Below are 20,802 nucleotides of genomic sequence, written 5' to 3' on the forward strand. Positions count from 1 at the left end.
AGGACCACATGACCGATACCGACCTCGCCATCGGCGGCGGCGAAGACGCCTTCACGCCCGAGGAGCAGGCTGCCTTCGAGGCCTACGAGCGCGGCGACGAGACGCTCGCCTCCGATGGTCTGACCCCTCCGGCCGCCGAGCCCGCTCCGGCTGCTGCCGAGCCGCCCGCGGCCGATCCCGAGACCGCCGAGCCCGCGGCTGCCCCCGAGGCGCAGCCGCGCGACGAGAAGGGCAAGTTCGTCCCGCACGGCGCCTTGCACGAGGAGCGCGAGCGTCGGAAGGCGGTCGAAAAGGAGCGCGACGAGCTGCGCGAGCGCTTCGCCCGCGGCGACGAGCGCCTGCGCATCCTGTCCGAGGCGATGCAGCGTCCGGCGACGCCTGCCCAGCCCGCCCCGGAGCCGGTGAAGGTGCCGGACCCGGCCGAGGACATCTTCGGCTATGCGAAGCACCTGGAGCAGCAGATCGAGGCGCTGCGCACGGGGCAGACTCAACTCACCGAGAGCCAGAAGCAGGCCGAGGAGACCCGCCGCGCCAACGACGAGCGGAATGAGGTGATCGGGTTCTACCAGCAGGACCTCCGGACCGCGATCCAGGCCGATGCGTCGGTCGCGGACGCCTACGAGCACCTGTTCGCCGGCCGCGTGGCCGAGCTGACCCTGTTCGGCATGGACCGGAAGGACGCGATCGAGGCGGTGCGCGATGAGGAGTTCAACCTCGCCCAGACGGCCCGCCAGCGTGGCCAATCGCCGGCGGCCCTGATCGCCGCGCTCGCCAAGACGCGCGGGTTCGCCCCGAAGGCGCCGGAGCCCGCCCCGGCCCCCGCCCCGCAGGAGACCGCCGCCGAGAAGGCCGCGCGCGCCGCCGCCGGACAGGCCGGCCCGGGCCGCTCGCTCTCGGCCGCCGGTGGTCAGCCCGCCGGTGAGATCACGCTGGAGACGCTGTCCAGCATGTCCGAGGCCGACTTCGAGAAGCTGATGACCGCGAACCCGGCCCGCGTCCGCGCTCTCATGGGCGGCTGATCCAGTCGAGAGTATCGGTCCTTGTTGAGCAGGGCCGCCAACCATTCGGTGGTCAAATTGCCATAGCAGGCGGCTGCGAAGTTGTTAGACGTTCAGGGCGACCGATCAAGTAGCCCTGAACCGCATCGCAGCCGAAGCGCCTAAGAAATTTTAGTTGGTCCGCTTCTTCGACACCCTCAGCTATAGTTCGGATATTCATGTCGCGAGCCATTTGGGTGATCGCCTTGACCACCGCCATGCAGTGATTGTCACCAAGCGCTGCCGCGACGAAACTACGGTCAATTTTGATCCGGTCCAGCGGCAAATCGCGAAGATGAGCCAGTGAGGAATATCCTGTCCCGAAGTCGTCCATCGCGATCTTCAAACCGAGCCGGCGCAGGGCTGAGAGGGTGTGAACGATCTGGCGGCCATCCTCGACTAACGCTGTCTCCGTCAGTTCGATTTCCAATCGGTGTGGGGGCAAGCCGCTTTCTGCGAGCGCCGACGTGATGTGAGCCAGAAGCATCGGGGAACGGAACTGTATGGCCGATACGTTCACGGCGACATGCTGATGGGCGTGCCAAAGTGCTGCTTGGCGGCAGGCTTCAGTCAACACCCACGCCCCAATCGGCACGATGAGACCAGTCTCTTCCGCCAGTGGAATGAAGCTAGCCGGCGAGACGAAACCTCGCGTCGGGTGCTGCCACCGAATGAGTGCTTCATAGCCGACAATATTGTCATCAGCGAGCGACATGATGGGCTGATAGGCAAGATGAAATTGCTGCTCGGTCAAAGCAAGACGAAGGTCGTGCTCCAAGGCATGCCGCTCAGCAACGGCCTCCATCATGCCCGATGCATAGCGAGCCGCGCGACCGCGTCCGTGTCGCTTCGCTTCGTATAGAGCGATGTCGGCACGCTGCATCAGCTCTTCAGGGCTTGACTGATCTTCGTTTCCACTCAAGCCAATGCTGCAGCCTATGACAACAGTGATATCATTTAGATCGTATGGTTTTTCGACTTCGATAATAATATTTTCCGCTAAGCGGTTCACCGATTCGATGCCCAATTGGGTGATCACCGCCATTTCGTCGCCGCCAAGCCGTGCCACGAAGCCTGTCTCACCGATTTGTGAGCGCAGTCGTTCTGCGACTTCAACGAGCAGGCGATCGCCGATACCATGGCCGAAGGTGTCATTGACAGCTTTGAAGCGATCAAGATCGATCAGTAGCAGGTCAAACTGTTTCTCTTTGGAATACAGCAATTCCATATATTCGATGAGCGATCGGCGGTTGGCGAGCCCTGTAAGAGGGTCATGGTAAGCGAGATGAAGGATTTCCTGTTGGGCTCTTTTTTCTTGAGAGATATCATCGAAAGTCAATACCGCGCCGCCATCGATTGGCTGGCATACAATGGAAAGAATGCGTCCGTCTTCAAATATATGCTCCACCTGTGTTTCTGTACTTCGCGCCATCCAAGCTCGATGATTTGCAAGCACGCGCTCAGTTCGGTGCTGGTCCCAGCCATTGGCACGGCCAGTAAGCTCTAAAAACTGTGTCAAAGTCATGCCGCGGACAAGATTTCCAGGGGGTAGCATGAGCATGGAGCGCAATTTTTCATTGTATAGTTCGATTATCTCAGTCCCAGAAATCTTCAGAATGCCATTGGACATATTCTGAAGGGTGGTTGTGAGAATGCGGGCGTGCGCGGCCTCTTGTCCTTCAAAACGTCTCGCAACTACTAGGGCAAGAAGAGTGCCGAATAGCAGCGTAGCCGCTCCCGTCGCGGCAAGAATACCGAGTTGCAGCTGCATGATTGGGAGCAACTGGTCAGACGATGCGCCAACGAGCTTCGTGCCGGCAATGGAAACGAAGTGCGTCCCACAGACAGCCGCAACTATGAGGGAAACGGTGACCAGTGGCTTATAGGCGCGTCGCGCCATAATTTGAGCAGTCGCCATAAAAACTGCGCCAATCAGGCAAGCAATGACATTGAGACCGGCCGACTGCGTCTGAGCGCAATCCTTCAACGCAGCCATGCCAATGAGATGCATGGCTGCGATACCCAAGCCGGATATCGCTGCGGCTGCTGCACTCGTCCACGCTCGTGAACATTGCGTTGATAGAGCCAATGGGCCACCCACCGCGACGATCGCCACTAGTGCGGAGCAGAGGGTTCTAGTAGTATCGTAATTCAGGAGGAGATCAGTACGGTACCCGAGCATAGCGACGAAGTGGGTGGTCCACACCCCTGTCCCCGCGACTACAGCTGTCCCCACCATCCACCATTTTCTATCGACCTTCGTCGCGGTCTCAGCCTGATGGACGAAGTGTACGAGCAACCACGCGCTTAGATAGCATATGGCAATCGCCGCCAACACAAAGCCAGCGGCCTGATTGTCGAGTAGAAATGAGGACGGCAGGTGCATAATGAGATTGTGCACAACAAAGATTTTTTCCGTCTAAACTATCGTAGTGAACGACTTATCTCAGATGATAAACTCGGGGCGATCTTCGCAACTACTAATTGCAATATCATGATCGTAGCCATACGTCTGCGCTATCGAACAAGTTTAGGTGAGGCGGTTCAGGTGGTGGATGCAACGGCCCGCATTCATGGGTCGTTGGGGGGCCCCGTTTAAAGCGCAACGGCGTTTCCGGGTTGACCCGACGGGCGAACCCGCGCAAAGGACTATCCGTCGCGAGACGTGCGGGCCCTGCCCCGTCTCGGCGCCTTCCCGAGTTCCGTCCGGTCCCGTGCCGCACCCTGCTGCAAGGCGGGGCGCTCGCGCGTGTCCGGTCGTTCGTCTGATCCACGCCAGGATCCGCCCGGCCGCGTCAGTGCCTTCGTCCGCGCCACGCACGGCGCCCGTCCGACCCCGTCCCCAACGGTCACTCTGGGGCCCGGCTTCCGTCCGCGTGCCGACGCACGGCCCGCACGAACCCTCCCCCACGGAATCCAGCCTTCAGAGGCACCCCCATGTCCTACACCGCGTTCGGGCAGAACGACCCGATGGCCGTCAAGCTGTGGAGCAAGAAGCTCGCAGCCGAAGCCAACAAGTCCATCGACATCGATCCCCTGATCGGCACCGGCGACGACGCCGTGATCCAGGAGAAGACCGAGACCAAGAAGGGCAACGGCGACCAAGTCACCTTCGGCCTGCGCATGCAGCTCCGCGGTCCGGGCTTCTCCTCGTCCGACGTGGCCGAGGGCAACGGCGAGCAGATCGGCGTCAACTCCGACAAGGTCACCATCGACGAGCTCGGCGAGGTCGTCGGCGTGAAGTCGGAGAACACGATCGACCAGCAGCGCGTGCCGTTCAATCTGCGCGAGACCGCCCGCGCCGGCATCGCCGACTGGTTCCAGACCCGCCGCACGGTGTGCTTCTTCAACCACGTCTGCGGCTTCACCCCGGCCAACCAGCTCAACGGCGCCAAGAAGTTCACCGCCAACAACGTCGTCACCGCGGCGACGGCAGGCCGCATCTTCCGCCCGAATGGCCGGGCCGACGACGCCGCCCTGACCAACGCGGACGGCTTCACCCTCGACCTGATCGACAAGGCGGTCGAGCTCGCCAAGACCGGCGGCAAGAACCGCAAGGTCATGATCCGCCCGGTCGTGGTCGGCGGGCGCAAGCTCTACGTGCTGTACCTCGCCTCCGAGCAGGTCACGTCGCTGCGCACCAACACCGGCGCCGGCCAGTGGCTCGACATCCAGAAGGCCGCGATGGCCGGCATGCAGTCGAGCAAGAGCCCGATCTTCTCGGGCGCGCTCGGCGAGTACAACGGCGTCGTGCTCCGCGAGGCGCAGGACGTCACGGCGGGCGTCTCGCCCGACGGCATGTCCGCTGTGCCGCTGACCCGGCGCGCGGTGCTGCTCGGCGCCCAGGCGGCGACCATCGCCTACGGCAAGGCCGGCGGCGACACCCGGTACCGCTGGAACGAGGAGCTGCTCGACCACAAGCGCAATCTCGAGGTCTCGGCCTGGGCGATCTGGGGCCTGAAGAAGACGACCTTCAACGGCGACGACTTCGGCACGATCGTGATCCCGACCTACGCCAAGCCCGTCGACGCCTGATCGGCCGCCCATCCAGCCTGACGGCTGACCCGGGCCGGGGCCTCGCGCTCCGGCCCGCCGCTCCTCCCTGCCTGTCCCGAACCCGGAGGCCACCGTGCCCACCAACGTCACCCCGGTGCAGCCGCCCGCGCGCGAGCTGCGCGAGCAGGTCTCGCACACCATCCGCAAGACCGTGAACTTCGCCAACGGCGCTTTCGTCATGCCGGCCTCGCTGCCGGCCGGCGCGCTCATCACCTCGCTGCTCGTGCTGGTAGAGACCGCCTTCACGGCCGGCGCCTCCCTCACGCTCGGCACCTCCGCCGGCGGCAACGACCTCGCCGCCGCGGCCGACACCGCCGTCACCGCGGCCGGCGTGAAGCGCGTCGACACCGCGACCCTGAAGGGCCGCCTCGCCGCCGATACCCCCGTCTACGGCACCATCGCCGGTGGCCCGGCAGCGGGCGTGGCCACCCTCGTCCTGCACTACGCCCCGGACAACGACGCCTGATGTCGGCGTGGATGCTGCTGCACCTCGGCGCGGCAGTCCTGGCGGCGGAGCCCAGCGCCCCGCCGTCGCCCTCGAAGACGGAGACGGTGCCCGATGCCGACACAGGACGGGCGGCCGACGCTCGCCGATCTGTACGCGGAGATCGCGGACGACATCGAGCGCGCGGACCTTGGCCCGCAGATCGCGACCGCCGTTGACCGAGCGATCCGGTTCTTCCAGCCGGACCGCTTCTTCTTCAACGAGGGCTACGTGACGTTCCAGACTATCGCCGGGTCGGACGTCTACTCGGCCGGCGATGCGGGTGCGATCCCCGACCTGATGGCGATCGACAGTGTCGTCATGCTCGACGGGGAGACCCCGACTGTCCTGCAGCGCGTCGACGAGGCCTGGATCGAGAAGGGCGACGAGCCCACCAGCCAGTCGCGGCCGTGCGCCTACTCGTACTTCGACCGGTCCATCCGGCTGTGGCCGATGCCGTCGGACGCGTGGACGGTCCGCCTCATGGCGCATGTCCGGCTGCCGGCCCCGGCGCTCGACGACGCCAACGCCTGGACCGACGAGGCCTCCAGCCTGATCGCGGCCTACGCGAAGCGGCACCTCGCCCGCAACGTCCTGCGCAGCCCGGCGATGGCGCGGGATCAGGCCGAGATCGTCGCCGAGGAGCTGAGCGCCCTGCGCGGCCGCTCCAACGTCATCGCCTCCACCGGCCAGGTGCAGGCCTACTATCTCTGAGGCAGCCGTGGCCGCACCGATCACCGATCTGGCGAGCCTTCAGGCCGCCGTCCTGGACTACATCGCCCGCCCCGACCTCGCGGACGCGGTGCCGGGCTTCATCGCGCTCGCAGAGAGCCACTTCAACGCGATCCTGCGCGCGCGCGAGATGGAGGCGGAGGCGACCCTCGGCACCGCCGCGGCGCCGGTCGCCGTGATGCCCCTGCCGGCCGACTTCATCGAGTGGCTGGCCGTCTCTTGGGCCGGATCGGGCCGGACGGCGCGCCCGACCTTCGCGGAGGCCGACAGCCCGGAGGCGCGCTTCCGGCACCGCCCCGGCGGCGACCCGCAGTACTTCACGATCCGCGCCGGCAAGGTGCGCATGGTGCCGGAGAAGCCCGGCGCAGTGACGCTGGCCTACTATGCCGCGATCCCGGCGCTGACCGATGCCGCGCCCTCGAACTGGCTGCTGGCCAAGGCGCCGGACGCTTACCTCTACGCGGTTCTGGCGGAGGCCTACCTGTTCCAGAAGGATCCGGCCGCCGTACAGGCGCATACCGGGCTGATGCTCTCGGTGCTGAACGCGCTCGGGATCAAGGCGGACACCGCGAAGGTCGCCAAGCGCACCGGCCGCCCGGCGGAGTTGCAGGCCTCCGCCCAGGCCGTGGCGCGGCCCGAGTAGCATGAACCCGATCAAGCTGGCGCCGTACGCGCCCGACACGGCCTCGGTCGACGCCTCGGTCTCGGCGGTCGCCACGAACGTCGTACCGCGCTCGGACGGCTACGGCCCGGTCCTGGCGCCCGTGCCGCTGTCGCTCGCGCTGCCGGCGGAGTGCCGCGGCGCCATCGCGGTGTTCTCGCCGACCTACAATTTCCCGATCTACGTCGCGGGGACCAGCACCGGCCTGTTCGTCTACAAGACGACGGATCAGGCGTGGCACGAGGTGACGAACCCGACCACGCCCTACAGCGTCCCGCCCGGGGACTACTGGTCCTTCGTGGTCTACGGCACCCTGCTGCTGGCCTGCTCGGCCGGCACCCGGATCCAGAAGGCCACCATCGATGTCCTGCAGGCCGGTTCCCAGCCGTTCGCGGACCTCGGCGGGAATACGGACGGCGTGGATAAGCCCCCGCGCGCCCGGCACATGGGCGTCGTGGGTGACTTCCTGGTGCTGGCCGGCCTGCCCGACTCGCCACAGACGGTGCGCTGGTCGGACAGCGGCGATATCGAGAAATGGGGTCTCGGCCTGGCCCAGCACGAGGCCGACGAGCAACTGCTCCCCGACGGTGGCGCCGTGACCGGGTTCGCCGGCGGCGAGTACGGCGTAATCTTCCAGGAGCGGGCGATCCGGCGCATGACGCTGAGCCCCGACTCCGGCAACATCTTCGACTGCTCGGTGCTGGAGGAGAACCGCGGCGCGGTGGCGCCCTGGTGCATCGCCAAGGTCGGCCCGCGCATCTTCTTCCTCGACCGGGACGGGTTCTACGCCCTGGTGATCGGCGGCGGCCCGTCGCAGCCGATCGGCGCCGAGCGGGTCAACCGGTTCTTCTTCGGCCGGGTCGACCCCGAGCGCGTCGGCATGACGGTGGCGTTCCGCGACCCGACCGGCGAGCGGATCCTGTTCGCCTACCGGCTCGCCGGCACGGACGCCGCCGACCCGTCGCTGCTCGGCGAGGCGCTCCTGTACGACTGGCTCCTCGACCGCTGGTCGTTCCTCAACGTGCCGTTCCGCTTCGGCCTGTCCGCAGCCACGCCCGACGTCTCGGTCGACTCCATCGAGGGCTCGGTCGACGATCCGGGCCAGCCCTCGCTCGACGATCCGATCTACCAGGGCGGCGCCACGCTGCTCGCGGTGATGACCACCGACAACCGGCTCGCCCTCCTCGACGGCCCGGCGCTCGAGGCGACGGTGCAGACCCCCGACGCGATGCTGGCGCGGCCGAACCGCTCGTTCCTGCGCGGCGCCCGCCTCGACACGGATGCCGACGACTGGCGCGTGGCCATCGGCGTGCGCGAGAGCCTCGCGGCCTCCTCTCCGGTGCGCTGGCTGCCGGAGACGGCGCCGACGGTGGAGCGGATCGCGCCGACCCGCGCCTCGGGCCGCTATCACCGCGCCCGCGTGCGCATCCCGGCGGGCACGACCTGGTCCTACGTCTCGGCGATCGAGCCGGACGCCACCGCGGAGGGCGCGCGATGAACGTCCCCGGCCAGAACGAGAAGGACCTGTCGCTGTTCGCCCGCGCGATCGGCGAGCTGGCCCGCGGCGCCACCAACGCGATCTCGGCCGACACCTTCACCCTCGCCAACGGTGTCTCGCGCACGACGGTGCCCTGCGAGAACGGCGGCTCGGGCGCCCTGCCCCGCTGGGTGCCGATCACGGAATCCGCCTCGAAGGCGACGGTGTGGCTGATCTCGGCCGACCGCCGCAGCTTCACCGTCGGGCACAACCTCGACGCGGCCACGGACCGGACCTTCCGTTACGAGATGCGCCGGGCCTGATGCACCTCCAGCCCCTGTCGATGCCGCTCGCGCCCGACCTCGCCGAGCGCATCGAGGCATGTCTGGCCGCCGCCTGCGCGCGGCCCGGGTGCGATGCCACCGCCCCCGCGCTGCTGGCGATGGCGGCGGTCGGCGAGGCGCAGCTCGTCGGGATCTTCGACGGCGACCTGTTCGTGGCGGCGGGCGTGACGCAGGTCTGTCGCCGCCGCGACGGTGAGATGGCGTGCTGGGTGCTGTCGCTCGGCGGCCGCGCGGCCGGCCCGTGGGGTGCGGTAATCGCCGCCGTCGAGCGCGGCGCCGCCCGGCTCGGCTGCTCGTCCGTCCAGTTCATCGGCCGCCGCGGCTGGGCCCGCGTGCTGCCGGATTACACCGCCGCGCCCTGCGCCTCCGGCATCCACTTCACGAAGCACATCGGGGCCTGAGATGAGCGGCAAGGCCAAGACGCAGACCACGAACACCAGCTCGACGCAGGAGCCGTGGGCGCCTGCGCAGCCCGCGCTCCAGGGCATCATCAACGGCTCGACCGCGGCGTACAATTCCGGCGTCGGCTCGCAGGTCTACGGCGGCGAGCGCTACGCGGGTCTCGGGGATGTCTCGCTCGAGGCGCTGAACAGCATCGCCGGCAGCGCCAGCGCGGGCCAGGGCGCGGCCAAGGCCGGCGACAGCTACCTGACCGGCCTGCTGTCGAACGGCGGCACCACGTCGGGCATCCAGTCCGCGCTCGCCGGCCTCGACAGCATCGGCAAGATCGACACGTCGCGCATCTCGTCGCTCGCCGACCAGATGGCGGACCCAAACAACCTCGCCTACTCGACCGCGCGCAAGCTCACGAACGGGGACTACAACCTCTCGACCTCGGGCTACACGGGCCTGCTCGACGGCCTGAAGGGCCAGACGCAGACGGAGAAGTCCCTCCAGGATGCCGCCGACGGCAAGTTCCTGGGCGGGGCCAACCCGTACCTCGACGCGGTGATCGGCCGGAGCCAGGGCGAGGCCGCCTCGACGATCGCGCAGAAGATGGGCGCGGCGGGCCGCAGCGGCTCGGGCCGGTACGCGGCGACGATCGCCGACACCCTCGGCGGGATCGCCACGCAGGCGCGGTACACCGACTACGATAACGAGCGCACGCGGCAGGCGCAGGCGGCCACGGCGATCGACAGCTCGCGCAACGCCCGCACCAGCCTCCAGCAGGGGCTCTATGGGTCGATCAACAACGCCGAGCAGGCCAACGCCAACATCGCCCTGTCCGGCGCCGGCCTCTACAACTCGACGAACACGACTGCGCTCGGGGGCGCGACCGCGCTGGCCGGCGTCGACGGCCAGAACATCCAGAACGGGATCCAGACCGCCGGCATGAAGCTGTCGGCGGCCCAGGCGGACCGCGCCGCGGCGCTCCAGGGCCTCGGCATGGTCGGGACGAACATCGACAACCTGCAGCGGCCCGGCCTGACCCTGGCCGGTGTCGGTGCGGCGCTCGATGCCGACCGGCAAGGCCAACTCGACGCCGCTCAGCAGGTCTTCGACGAGCAGCAGAGCGCCCCCTGGCGCCAGCTCGGCCTCTACAGCGGCCTCGTGAACCCGATCGCCGGCCTGGGCGGCTCCTCGAGCGGCACGTCGGTGCAGAAGATCCCGCAGCCGGGCGTGCTCCAGCAGCTGCTCGGCGGCGGGCTGGCCATCGCCGGCACCGCCTCGAAGTTCATGGGCAAGTAGGAGCGCCTCGTGTCCGCAGGTCTCATGCCGTTCGGCGCCCTCTCCCCGGCCGACATCACCCGCCTGATGCAGCAGGCGCGGCCGCAGGTGGATGTCGGGGCCGACGACGTTCCGGCCGCCATCCCGCCGGGCTTCACCGGGTTCGTCCCGCCGACGGCGCCGACGATGCAGCCGCCCGTCGCTGCGGCGTCCGTCCCCGGTTCCGAGCCGGAAGCGCCGGCCCGCGCGCCGCTGCGCATGTTCGGCTCGCTGCCGCCGCAGATGTCGGCGCCTGTGGCCGCAAAGCCGGATCGGTCGCCGCTGCCGAGCCTCGTCGGCTCGCGCGCGCCCGCTCTGCCGGTCAGCGCGTCGGCCGCGCCGCGTGGTGATGATGAGGCGCCGGCCACGCCCGCGCGCCCGCTGATTTTTGGCAGTCTGCCGGCGCCCGCCGCACCGGTGACGACCGGGTCGACGAACGCCCCTGCTACGACCGTGCCGCCCTCTCCCGCAGCGGAGCCGTCGTTCCTGAACCGGATCGGCGACGGACTGCGAAATCTCAACGCAAACGGGGGTGGCGATCTGCTGACCTCGCTCGGGATCGGCCTCATGTCGACGCCCGGGTTCGGTCGCGGTGCCGCGGCCGGGCTGAAGGCCTACCAGGACAACGAAGGGAAGCGCGCCGCCTCCGATCTCGCCCGGGCCGAGTTCGGCCTGAAGGTCCGGAAGGATGCACAGGAGCAGCGCCAGCTCACCGGCAACGCCCAGTACGTCACGAGCAAGATCCCCGGCATCAGCCCGGATCAGGCCCTCACCCTGGGCGGCAATCCCGCCTTCATGAACGAGCTGTTCAAGGGCGTCCTGCCGCCGGCGGAGCTGTACAAGCAGTACACCGACGCGGACGGCAACCGCTGGAACCGCAACGAGCGGACCGGCCAGGAGACGGTCGCGCTGCAGGCGAAGGACGACAAAACCGTCACCCCGGTCTCGGAGGCCGACCGGGTGGCGCTCGGCCTGCCCGCCGGCTCCTACCAGAAGGACGCCAACGGCAAGATCAGCCCCATCAACGCGACCGGCACCACCATCAACATGGGGGCCGAGAAGGCGCAGGACGCGACTGTGGGCAAGGCGTACGGCGACTATCAGGTCGACCTCGCCACCAAGGGCCGGAACGCCGGCAACACCCTCAACAGCCTCGCCCTCATGGAGCAGGCTGCCCGCAGCCCGAACTTCTACTCCGGCACGGGCGCCGAGACGGTGAAGCGCGCCAATCAGTTCCTCGTCGCGATGGGCGTGAAGGACGCGAACTACACCAAGCCCACCGAGGTCTTCGACGCGCTCTCCAACAAGGTCGTGCTCGACGGCCTGGGCGGCTCGCTCGGGCCCGGCATCTCGAACACGGACCGCGACTATATCGGCCGCACCGCGCCGACCCTGGCCCAGAGCCAAGCCGGCAACCTCGAACTCATCGCGATCGCCCGCTCGCTCGCGCAGCGGCAGCAGGCGGTGGCAAAGCTCGGTCGGGACTACGCCGCGGCGAACGGCGGCCGTCTCGACTCCGGCTTCGACCAGAAGCTCGAGGAGTACGCTGCGGCCAACCCGCTGTTCCCGGCCGCGCAGGCATCGGCGACGCAGCGGTCCGACGGCGCCACCGGGGCGAATGGTCCCGGCGGCATCGCTGCCCCGCGCTCCCAGGCCGATTTCGATGCTCTGCCGAAGGGGGCGATGTACGTCGACCCCGCCGACGGCCGCCGCTACCGGAAGAACTGATCCATGGCCGGACCCCGCTTCAGCGGCACGCTCGTCGAGGATGATGCGGCGCCGGCACCGGCCGGACCGCGGTTCTCGGGGACGCTCGTCGAGGACGACGCCCCGGCGGCCGGTCTGCCGGGCGATGCCACCGCCGCGGTCGGCCGCGGGCTGGTCGACGGCGTTCCCGTCGTCGGCCCGTACCTGCTCGGCGGGCTGAACCGGGTGGCGGCGGGCGTCCGCGCGCTGAAGAACGACAGCCGGTACAGCGACGAGCTGAAGGCGGTCGAGGACTTCGGGCAGCGCACCGCGTCCGAGCATCCCTATGCCAGCGGTGCCGGTGAGATCCTCGGCGGCGTGCTCGGGACGGCTCCTCTGGTCGCGGCAGCTCCCGCTGCGTTCGGCGCGTCGGGAGCGGCGCTTCCGGCGCGGATGCTGGCATCTGGCTTCTCCGGCGCGGCGCTGGGTGGCGCCGATGCTGTGGTCCGTTCAGGCGGTGATCTCGGCGCCATTGAGTTCGGCGCGGGTCTCGGCGCGGGTCTCGGCGCGGCTGGCCCTGCGGCTGGCCGTCTCGCCGGCAAGGTGGTTTCTGCCGTCACCGGTGGCGGTCGCGGCCAGGGTGTCGTGCGCGAGGCGCTGGAAGGTCTCGACGAGAAGGACCTGGAAGCCGCGCAGCATCTGATCCGGCAGGCGCGGGATCTCCCTGGCGGCGGTGTGCCGCTGTCCCTCGACGAGGCGCTGAACGCCGCGACCGGCGGCCGCGCGGTGCGCGCGTCGCAGCTCGCCCGGGTAGTGGCCAATTCCGGCGGCGATGGCGGCCGCGTCATGAGCGAGTTCTACGCGGCGCGCCCGGCCGCGATCGACAACGTGGGTCGTGAGGCCCTCGAGCGTCTCGCCCCGATGCCCGAGGCGCCCTCCGCACTCGGCCCGCAGATCCAGGAAGCCGCCCGCGCCGGCGTCTCGCAGACCCCGGAGGGGATGGCCTTCTCGGCGGCGCGCACGGCGGCCGGTCCCCGGGTCACGCCCGAGCAGGCCGGCCAGACGATCCAGGGCGAACTCTCCGGGATCCGTGGTGGCCTCGAGGCGACGCGGAAGACGGCGAGCGACCCGCTGTACGAGGCCGCGCGCAACGCTCCGGAGCGCGCCGGTATCGAGCGGATGATCACCGTCGAGCGGCCCGGCGACCCCATCGTGACGCCGCAGGCCTACTCGCGCCCGCAGTTCACGGATGTTGCGCCGCGCCCGCTGGAGGCCTTCGTGCGTCCGGATGCCGAGGCCGCCGCCGCGGGGCCCGAGAGCCTCGCGCGCTTCATCGCGCGCAACGGCGGCATCCGGCTCGATGGCGATGTCGCCGCGACCGATCTGCACCGGTTTAACATCCCCGGGCAGGGCAACGTCGCCCGCCCGACCGGCAAGGGGATCGACGACTTCTGGCGCGAGCGGCTGATCGAGGAGGGGTACTTCCGGCCCGACGCCGACGGCGGCATGGCGCGGGACATCTCGTCCGAGCTCCTGCGCAAGCTTCAGAACGAGCAGCGCGGCTTCCCGTCGTACCCGCTCGGCACGAGCCGGGGCGCGGGCGGCGCGCCGACGGCAGGCCAGCTCGCCGACGATTACAGCCAGGCGGTGTCCCTCGCGAACAGCCGCCTCCGCGAGGACCTCGGCAGGGTCGGCATCGACGCGAGCACACTTCACCCGGACGTCCGCGACCGGGTGATTGGCTCTCTGGTGCGCGGCCAGCACGCCGACCCGCTCGACGCCTTCGAGGCCGTCGTCGGTGCGATGCGCGAGCCGCCCGCGCCCCTCGTGAAGTCGACGACCATCCAGGAGCAGATCCCGGATGTGCGGTTCGGGCAGGTGAACCCGCAGCCCGGCATCGCCGCGATCGACGGCCTGCTGCAGACCGCGAAGGGCGATGTGCGCTCCGGCCTCCAGGCCGCGCGCCGCAACCTGTTCGAGGGGGCGAACCCGGACGGGCAGGTCGACATGACCGTGGCGGGCAATCTTCGCGCCCGCGAGCGGCTCGACCAGGATGTACGGTCCGCCATCGAGATCGGGGATGGCACGAAGGCCCGCGACCTGACGATCGCGCGCCAGGGCATCGACCGCGGGCTCAAGGACGTGCCCGAGGTGGTGGCGGCCGACGAGGTGTTCGCGCGCCATTCCGTGCCGCTCGAGCCCTACACCCGGCCGAACGCGCCGCTCGGGCGCGCCACGGATCGGTTCGAGACGCCGGCCGGCGACGGGCCGTTCCGGATGCCGGCCGAACAGGTGCCCGGCACCTTCACGGGCGCGACCGCCGCCCGCGAGCTGCTCGCCCAGCCTGCTCCGCTCTCGCGCGAGGCTCTGGAACGGTATGTGACGACCCAGGTCCTAGACCGTGCAGCCGGCGCAGGCGGCAACCTGTCGTCTGAGGCGATGCGCACCGCGATGCGCAAGCATGCCGACGTCCTGGATCAGCTCCCGGGCGCTCGCGACCGGCTCTCGAACATCGTGCTGGCCCGCGAGGGACTCGCGCGGGTCGAGGCCTCTCCGCTAGGCCAACTCGCGCGATCGCCCGATGTCGGCAACGCCGTGCGGACGCTGTTCAACCCGAACCCGGCACCGGGCAGTCACACCGAGGTGGCTGCCGCCATGCAGGCGCTGGCGGCCAATCGCCCGCAGCAAGCACGCGAGCTGTCGCGGACCTATCTCGAGACCGTGTTCAACGAAGCGACACAGCAGACCAAGGGCCTCGCCTCGCAGTATGGCGGCGCGGGCTTCGCGTCCGCGGTCCGGGGCAACGCCCAGCAGCGGCACAACCTCGAAGCCGTGATGCGCGCCCTGCCGGAGGGCGAGACCCGATGGATGGCGCTCGACAAGATGCTCACCACCCTGGAGGCGACCGGCTATCGCCCGAACAAGGGCAGCGACACGGCCTTCAACGCCGCCATCCAGGAGCGTCTCAAGAACGGGACCCCGGTCGCGGCGGCGATCTCGGACGCCGTGACCGGTGCGGTGGCGGGCGGAACGGCCGCTGGGCCGTTCGGCGCGGCGGCGGGCGGTTTGGTCGGCGTCCGCAGGGCTGCTGCCAACGCTCTCGGCGAGCGGTCTCGAGACCTGAACAACGCCGCCATCGCCCGCATCTTCACCGATCCGCAGGCTGTGCCGGATCTCCGGGCGCTGGCGAAGTCGGCGCCGGGCAGCAAGAACGCGGAGATGTTCACCCATCGGCTCCTGACGCTCGCGAATGGCGGATCCGGTCTGCTCAGGCAGTCAGCGGCGGCGCGGTAGAAGCCGCTTCATCCGACCGGCCCTGTCGCGGGGCCAAAAGCCAAAGGCCCCGCACAGGACGAGGAAACCAGTCAGGAGGACGCCGTGCGCGGTGTGGCCCACGGTCTCGTCCATCCACGCGGTGAACCCTGGAATCGTAGCGTGTAGCCCGGCTGTCAGCACCGCTCGCACGGCGAGCATGATCCCGACGAAGACAGCGAGGGCGAGGATGATCCGGAGCCAGCGGGGCATCACGGCTTTATCGCATATTGTGGACCGCAGGGCGCCTGCATCGTGCTCGATTTTGCGATCGCCGGCGTGATCTTGCTGATGGTCCAGACCATAGTCCCGATACCGGCGTCATTCTGACGGATTAGATAGGTCTCAGAGAAGTCCGCACCATAGGCAGAAATCAGCATGGTTTTGGTGGCTTGATCGAAGTTGATCAGTCCCACTTTGTAACCTGCTTTGAGATAGCTACGTGTGGCCGCCCTGTCTTTCACAAGCAAATCGAGCTGATCGTTTTCATTGAGGAATACGGTCACGCGCCCGTCGTCAACGCCGTCCTTTTTCCAGCCACCTTGGCCAGGTCCGACAAAGCCGCCCTCGAAATAGTATGATTGCCCATCAGACGCCCCGCACCGAGCGAGGATGGTGACGTCCTTCGCTTCTCCGACAGCCGGCGTCATGAGCAGAGCGGTTGCCACGGCGACCTGGTGCCATTTGTTGCGCATGCGACAACCTACGCGAGCACTTGGTGCGCTGAATATGACGTGCCAGCCACACACTTGACCCGACGGGCGAAGTGCCCGAAACAGCCAGCGTCGCGAGCGCTGTGCGCCCGACCCTGCAAGGCCCGCCATCGCGCGGGCCTTTTGCGTTTCAGGACCTCCCGACATGCCGACTGCCGCAGACCGCGACGCGCTGATCGCCAGCGCGCAGCGCATCGGCGCGGACCCGCTCGACCTTGCGACCGTGATGTCGTTCGAGAGCGGGTTCAGCCCTTCGATCCGGGGCGGCTCGGGCAACCGGCACATCGGCCTGATCCAGTTCGGGCCGACGGAGCAGCAGAAGTACGGCGCGAGCCAGGACCAGAGCTTCGCCGACCAGCTTCCCGCCGTCGAGCGATACCTGACCGACCGTGGCTTCAAGCCCGGCATGGGGATGCTCGACCTCTACTCGACGGTGAACGCCGGCTCGCCCGGGCTGTACGATCGGAGCGACACGGCGAACGGCGGCACGCCCGGCACGGTCGCCGACAAGGTCAACAGCCAGATGGCCGGGCACCGAGCGAAGGCCGCGGCCTTCCTCGGCGGTGCGTTCTCGCCAGGCTCGGCCTCGCCCCGCGGCGCCTTCGGCCTGTCCGGGCCGGTCGCGGCCGGTACCGAGGGTTCGGTGACGCCCGCCGGCGGCGCCGCCATGCAGTCTCCGGAGGCGGATCGCACCCTTCAGGTCGCCGCGCTGCTGCGGACGCTCACCGCAGCCGATGCGCCGGCCGCGTCGCCGGTCGCGCAGGCCGCCGCGGCGCCCGCGCCGGCCCCGATCCAGGCGCAACCGGTCCGCCGGCAGGGCCCCGCCTTCGACGCGCAGCGCTTCTTCGCGCTGCTGCCCGGCACCAAGACCCGCTAACCCGAGGACGGCCCTATGCCCGGCGCCATCAACTGGGACGAGGCGCCCTCGGGCAACGACGTCTCGGATCCGCCCATCATCTTCAATGAGGGGCAGCCGGCCAAGACCATCAACGACGCCATGCGGGCGCTGATGGCCTCCATGAAGCTCTGGATGCTCGACAACTCGGGCGTGAACCAAGCCTACGGGTCAGACGCCTACACGGTGCTCACCCGCCAGGGCGTGTCGGCGAAGGCCGCCGCCCGGGCACATACGCTCAAGTTCCGGACCACGACGGCCAACCTCAATCCCTGCACCCTGTCGGCGGACGGGAACACGCCGCGGCCGTGGCTGCGGTCGGATGGGTCGCAGTTCGGGCCCGGCGACATCTACCCGACGGTGTGGTCGGTCGTGTACGACCCCGACGCGCAGGTCTACCGCACCCTGTCACCGACCACGGAATCGGCCGGGAAGATCGCCGCGTTCGGCGGCCCCAACGTCCCCTCGGGCTGGGAGATCTGCGACGGCCGGCCGGTCTCGCGGGCCTCCTACGCCGCCCTGTTCGCCGCGATCAGCAGCCTGTGGGGCGTCGGCGACGGCTTCCAGACCTTCAACCTGCCGGACCTGCGGGGGCGCAGCCTGTTCGGCGCGAACCGCGGGCTGAACCTGCTCACCTCGGCGGGCGGCCTCGTCGGCTCGCTCGGCACGCTCGGCGGGGCCGAGACGGTGGCGATGCTGGCGACGCAGATGCCGCGGCACATGCACACCTCGACCATGTCGCCGGCCGGCTTCTTCCAGCCGGAGATCCAGAGCGCCGGCAGCCACAACCACGGCGGCACGAACATCGACGGAGCCCACGACCACACCGGCTCGACGAACCTCACAGGCAACCACGCCCACACCGGCACCAGCGACATCAGCGGCGACCATGCCCACGTCGTGCAGTACGGCTACGGCCTGGTCAGCACCCAGACGCCGAACAACGCCCAGGTGGTGACCGGCATCAACCTCGGCTCGCAGGGCAACGGCCAGACGACCCAGAGCGGGCCGCATTCGCACACCTTCACGACTGGCGCGACCGGCAACCACGCGCATAGCTTCGCGACCGATCCGGGCGGCACGCACAGCCACGGCCTCCAGCTCGACGGCAGCCACGTCCACACGATCGATCCGACGCCGAACCACACCCACACGCTGGTGATCGACACGGCCGGCTCGGGCGACCCGCACCCGAACGTGCCGCCGGGCGCCGTGGTGACCTGGGCCATCAAGACCTGAGGACCCGATGAGCGCTTTCGACTGGTCCACCAACGCGGGGCTGAACGCCATCGCGGACAAAGCCATGCCCGTGCAGGACGGCGTGTCGGCCCGCGTCTACGCGAGCTTGGTGCGCGGCCTCATGGCCGGCGTGGCGCAGCTCATCGCCGACACGTCGGGCGCGCTCGTCTCGGTCGGGCTCACCGACCTATACGCAGTGAACACCTTCTCCGGGCTGAAGCCGAAGCCCGGGACGATGATCGCCTTCTGGGCGCACCGGACGAACGAGGCCGAGCCATCCCTGATGGTCGACGGCTACGGGCCGGTGGCGTTCCTGGCGGCCGACGGGAACGAGCTCGCGCCCGGCACCGTCGTGCAGGGTCAGCTCCAGATGGTGGTCTGGGACGAGGCCGTTTCGCCCGAGAAGCCGGCGTGGCGGAAGATCAACCCGGCGGCGACCGATCTGCAGGTGCTCAACGCAGCGACGGCCATGGAAGCGCTCGCCGCGCTCCTGCCGAAGGAAGCGCCCGATGGCGCCGGCAAGCTCTGGTACAACAACGGCATCTTCCAGGTCACGACCGGGGCGCAGTCGTGAGCGTCTTCGACTGGTCGACGCGCCCGGCCGCCAACGCGGTCTCGGATGCCGGCGTGCCGGCGCTCGACGGCGCCTCGGCGCGTGAGCTGCCGGGCCTCATCCGCGACGTGATGGCCGCCTTTGCCGGCTACGTCGCCGATCAGGGCGGCGCGATCCGGGCAGGCGGCGTGTTCAACGCCTACGTGGCGCGGACCTTCTCCGGCGTCCGTGCGATCCGCCCCGGTGTCGCCGTGCTCGTCCAGGTCGACCGGGACAACACCGACAGCCCGACGCTGAACGTCGACGGGACCGGAGCCCGGCCCTGGCTCGACCTCGACGGTTCGGCGCCGCCCCCCGGCACCGTGCGCGCGGGCGCCTTCTATCTCGCCATCGCGTCCGGCCCGGGCTGGGTCAGCGACTTCGGCGGCCTCGCGCGGGCCGATGCCGAGGACGCGGCGATCACCGCGGCCCTGATCTTCGGCGGCATCTGACCATGAAGCAGATCGACCTCACCGGCGTGGTGCTGAACCCCGCCGCGGGCACGCTCGACTTCTCGGGCGTGAACATCGACCCGCGCACCGTGCTGGCGGTCCTGCACGAGCCGACGAACCAGTTCATCTACGCGGTCGGGCGCCGCGGGCTCGGCCGGAAGGCGGTCGACGGCCAGGTTCTGACCCTGGCCTTCAACACCAAGCCGCTGTCGGCGGGGCCGATCACCGGCTTCCGCGACGATGGCGCCGATGTCGCGACAGATGTCCGGCTGGAGGCCTGCCGGGTCCTACTCGCCACCGGCAACGCGACGCTCTCGAACATGGCCACCGGCATCGGCACGCCCGCCGACGTGGCGCCGGGCTCGGATGCCGGCGCGGGCTCGCTGATCGCCAAGGTGACGCGGCTCCTGCTCACGCAGAGCGGGATCGCCACGGTGCTCGCCGCGATCCGGGACCGGCTGCCGGCGGCACTGGTCGGCGGTCGTCTCTCCGTCGATGGCTCGGGCGTGACGCAGCCGGTGTCCGCTGTGGCCCTGCCCCTGCCGGCCGGCGCCGCGACCTCGGCGCTCCAGGGCACCGGCAACGCCTCGCTGTCGAACCTCGCGACTGGGCTCGGCACGCCCTCCGACACGGATCCCGGTTCGGACACGGCGCCGGGCTCGGTCCTGGCCCTGATCCGGCGCGGCCTCGGGAACTGGACGGCGCTGCTGGCCCGGGTGCCGGCGCTCGTCGGCGGCCGGATCCCGGTGGACGGGTCCGGGGTCACTCAGCCTGTATCCGCCGCGGCGCTTCCGCTGCCGGCCGGCGCGGCCACCGATGCGAAGTCCGAGGCGATCCGTGCGCTTCTCGCCGGCACTCTGAAGGTCGCCACCCCGACGCCCGCCAGCATCGTCACCGGCCAGGTGAAGATCGCCACCACCGGCACGGCCGTGGCGCTGCCGAACGTGGCGCTGGCCAACGGCATCGTCGTGAAGGCGAAGACCTCGAACGCGGCGCAGACCTCGGCCGCGCCCGGCGTGGTCGGGCCGGCCGGCGTGACGACGGTGATCGACGGGACCGGTTCGGGCTATCCGCTGGCGCCCGGCGAGGCCGCCTCGTTCGCGTGCTCGAACGCGAACCTCGTCTGCGTCAACGGCACGGCCGGCGACGTCTTCTTCTTCGAGGGGAACTGATCATGGCCGCGCCCGCGATCCCGCCGCCGACTCCGCTGCAGTTCGCCACCACCGTCCAGGCGCAGGCCGCGCTCGACCCGGGCACGATGATCAGCCCGGCGCTCGCCCTGGCCCTGCTCAAGGCCCAGCCCGGCGCGGTGCTTCGCGCCGCGTACGACCTGCTGCCGAGATCCCCGGACGGCCTCAACGTCGGAGACCCCTGGATCTCTGGCAACGCCCTCCAGTTCGTCGCTTCGTGAGGAT

The 20,802-nt window shown here is 69.3% G+C and carries 19 protein-coding genes; 17 read left to right on the forward strand and 2 right to left on the reverse strand.

Annotated elements, in window-relative coordinates; genetic code table 11:
• The first annotated feature begins 8 nt into the window (after nucleotides 1–8).
• A complete protein-coding gene (locus LXM90_RS23515) occupies nucleotides 9–1,019 on the forward strand; it encodes a hypothetical protein (protein WP_234081114.1) in 1,011 nt (336 codons plus the stop codon).
• 52 nt (nucleotides 1,020–1,071) lie between these two features.
• On the opposite strand, the gene LXM90_RS23520 is transcribed toward LXM90_RS23515, so the two are convergent.
• On the reverse strand, nucleotides 1,072–3,423 hold the full coding sequence (locus LXM90_RS23520; protein ID WP_234083050.1) for an EAL domain-containing protein: 2,352 nt from the start codon (nucleotides 3,421–3,423) through the stop codon (nucleotides 1,072–1,074).
• Nucleotides 3,424–3,974: 551 nt separating this feature from the next.
• Between LXM90_RS23520 and LXM90_RS23525 the strand changes: the two genes are divergently transcribed.
• The 10 genes from LXM90_RS23525 to LXM90_RS23570 all read left to right on the forward strand — a co-directional run bounded on the left by LXM90_RS23525 (nucleotide 3,975) and on the right by LXM90_RS23570 (nucleotide 15,478).
• A complete protein-coding gene (locus tag LXM90_RS23525; protein WP_234081115.1) occupies nucleotides 3,975–5,072 on the forward strand; it encodes a N4-gp56 family major capsid protein in 1,098 nt (365 codons plus the stop codon).
• 94 nt (nucleotides 5,073–5,166) lie between these two features.
• A complete protein-coding gene (locus LXM90_RS23530) occupies nucleotides 5,167–5,559 on the forward strand; it encodes a hypothetical protein (RefSeq protein WP_234081116.1) in 393 nt (130 codons plus the stop codon).
• A gap of 93 nt (nucleotides 5,560–5,652) precedes the next feature.
• A complete protein-coding gene (locus tag LXM90_RS23535; RefSeq protein ID WP_234081117.1) occupies nucleotides 5,653–6,291 on the forward strand; it encodes a hypothetical protein in 639 nt (212 codons plus the stop codon).
• A gap of 7 nt (nucleotides 6,292–6,298) precedes the next feature.
• Entirely contained in the window at nucleotides 6,299–6,952 is a 654-nt protein-coding gene (locus LXM90_RS23540) for a phage adaptor protein (protein ID WP_234081118.1), read from the forward strand.
• Between the two features lies 1 nt (nucleotide 6,953).
• Nucleotides 6,954–8,468, forward strand: coding sequence for a hypothetical protein (locus LXM90_RS23545; RefSeq protein ID WP_234081119.1), 1,515 nt, complete (start codon nucleotides 6,954–6,956; stop codon nucleotides 8,466–8,468).
• Nucleotides 8,465–8,770, forward strand: a complete 306-nt coding sequence (locus LXM90_RS23550) for a hypothetical protein (RefSeq protein ID WP_234081120.1) — start codon at nucleotides 8,465–8,467, stop codon at nucleotides 8,768–8,770. The genes LXM90_RS23545 and LXM90_RS23550 overlap by 4 nt, the downstream gene beginning before the upstream one ends.
• Nucleotides 8,770–9,192 carry a hypothetical protein gene (locus tag LXM90_RS23555; RefSeq protein ID WP_234081121.1) on the forward strand — a complete coding sequence of 141 codons (423 nt, stop codon included), beginning with the start codon at nucleotides 8,770–8,772 and terminating at the stop codon, nucleotides 9,190–9,192. The genes LXM90_RS23550 and LXM90_RS23555 overlap by 1 nt, the downstream gene beginning before the upstream one ends.
• 1 nt (nucleotide 9,193) lies before the next feature.
• Nucleotides 9,194–10,480, forward strand: coding sequence for a hypothetical protein (locus LXM90_RS23560; RefSeq protein ID WP_234081122.1), 1,287 nt, complete (start codon nucleotides 9,194–9,196; stop codon nucleotides 10,478–10,480).
• 9 nt (nucleotides 10,481–10,489) lie between these two features.
• Entirely contained in the window at nucleotides 10,490–12,226 is a 1,737-nt protein-coding gene (locus LXM90_RS23565; protein ID WP_234081123.1) for a hypothetical protein, read from the forward strand.
• A 3-nt stretch (nucleotides 12,227–12,229) separates the two neighbouring features.
• Entirely contained in the window at nucleotides 12,230–15,478 is a 3,249-nt protein-coding gene (locus LXM90_RS23570; protein WP_234081124.1) for a hypothetical protein, read from the forward strand.
• A 230-nt stretch (nucleotides 15,479–15,708) separates the two neighbouring features.
• On the opposite strand, the gene LXM90_RS23575 is transcribed toward LXM90_RS23570, so the two are convergent.
• Nucleotides 15,709–16,191, reverse strand: coding sequence for a hypothetical protein (locus LXM90_RS23575; RefSeq protein WP_234081125.1), 483 nt, complete (start codon nucleotides 16,189–16,191; stop codon nucleotides 15,709–15,711).
• A gap of 163 nt (nucleotides 16,192–16,354) precedes the next feature.
• On the opposite strand from LXM90_RS23575, the gene LXM90_RS23580 reads away from it, so the two are divergent.
• The 6 genes from LXM90_RS23580 to LXM90_RS23605 are packed head-to-tail and all read left to right on the forward strand — an operon-like array spanning nucleotide 16,355 to nucleotide 20,798.
• Nucleotides 16,355–17,086 carry a hypothetical protein gene (locus tag LXM90_RS23580; RefSeq protein WP_234081126.1) on the forward strand — a complete coding sequence of 244 codons (732 nt, stop codon included), beginning with the start codon at nucleotides 16,355–16,357 and terminating at the stop codon, nucleotides 17,084–17,086.
• 15 nt (nucleotides 17,087–17,101) lie between these two features.
• Nucleotides 17,102–18,343, forward strand: a complete 1,242-nt coding sequence (locus LXM90_RS23585) for a phage tail protein (protein WP_234081127.1) — start codon at nucleotides 17,102–17,104, stop codon at nucleotides 18,341–18,343.
• A gap of 7 nt (nucleotides 18,344–18,350) precedes the next feature.
• On the forward strand, nucleotides 18,351–18,917 hold the full coding sequence (locus tag LXM90_RS23590) for a hypothetical protein (RefSeq protein WP_234081128.1): 567 nt from the start codon (nucleotides 18,351–18,353) through the stop codon (nucleotides 18,915–18,917).
• Nucleotides 18,914–19,387 carry a hypothetical protein gene (locus LXM90_RS23595; protein ID WP_234081129.1) on the forward strand — a complete coding sequence of 158 codons (474 nt, stop codon included), beginning with the start codon at nucleotides 18,914–18,916 and terminating at the stop codon, nucleotides 19,385–19,387. The genes LXM90_RS23590 and LXM90_RS23595 overlap by 4 nt, the downstream gene beginning before the upstream one ends.
• A gap of 2 nt (nucleotides 19,388–19,389) precedes the next feature.
• Entirely contained in the window at nucleotides 19,390–20,559 is a 1,170-nt protein-coding gene (locus tag LXM90_RS23600) for a hypothetical protein (RefSeq protein ID WP_234081130.1), read from the forward strand.
• A gap of 2 nt (nucleotides 20,560–20,561) precedes the next feature.
• Nucleotides 20,562–20,798, forward strand: a complete 237-nt coding sequence (locus LXM90_RS23605; protein ID WP_234081131.1) for a hypothetical protein — start codon at nucleotides 20,562–20,564, stop codon at nucleotides 20,796–20,798.
• The last annotated feature ends 4 nt before the right edge of the window (nucleotides 20,799–20,802 follow it).

This window comes from Methylobacterium oryzae (genome assembly GCF_021398735.1).
Lineage (GTDB): Bacteria > Pseudomonadota > Alphaproteobacteria > Rhizobiales > Beijerinckiaceae > Methylobacterium.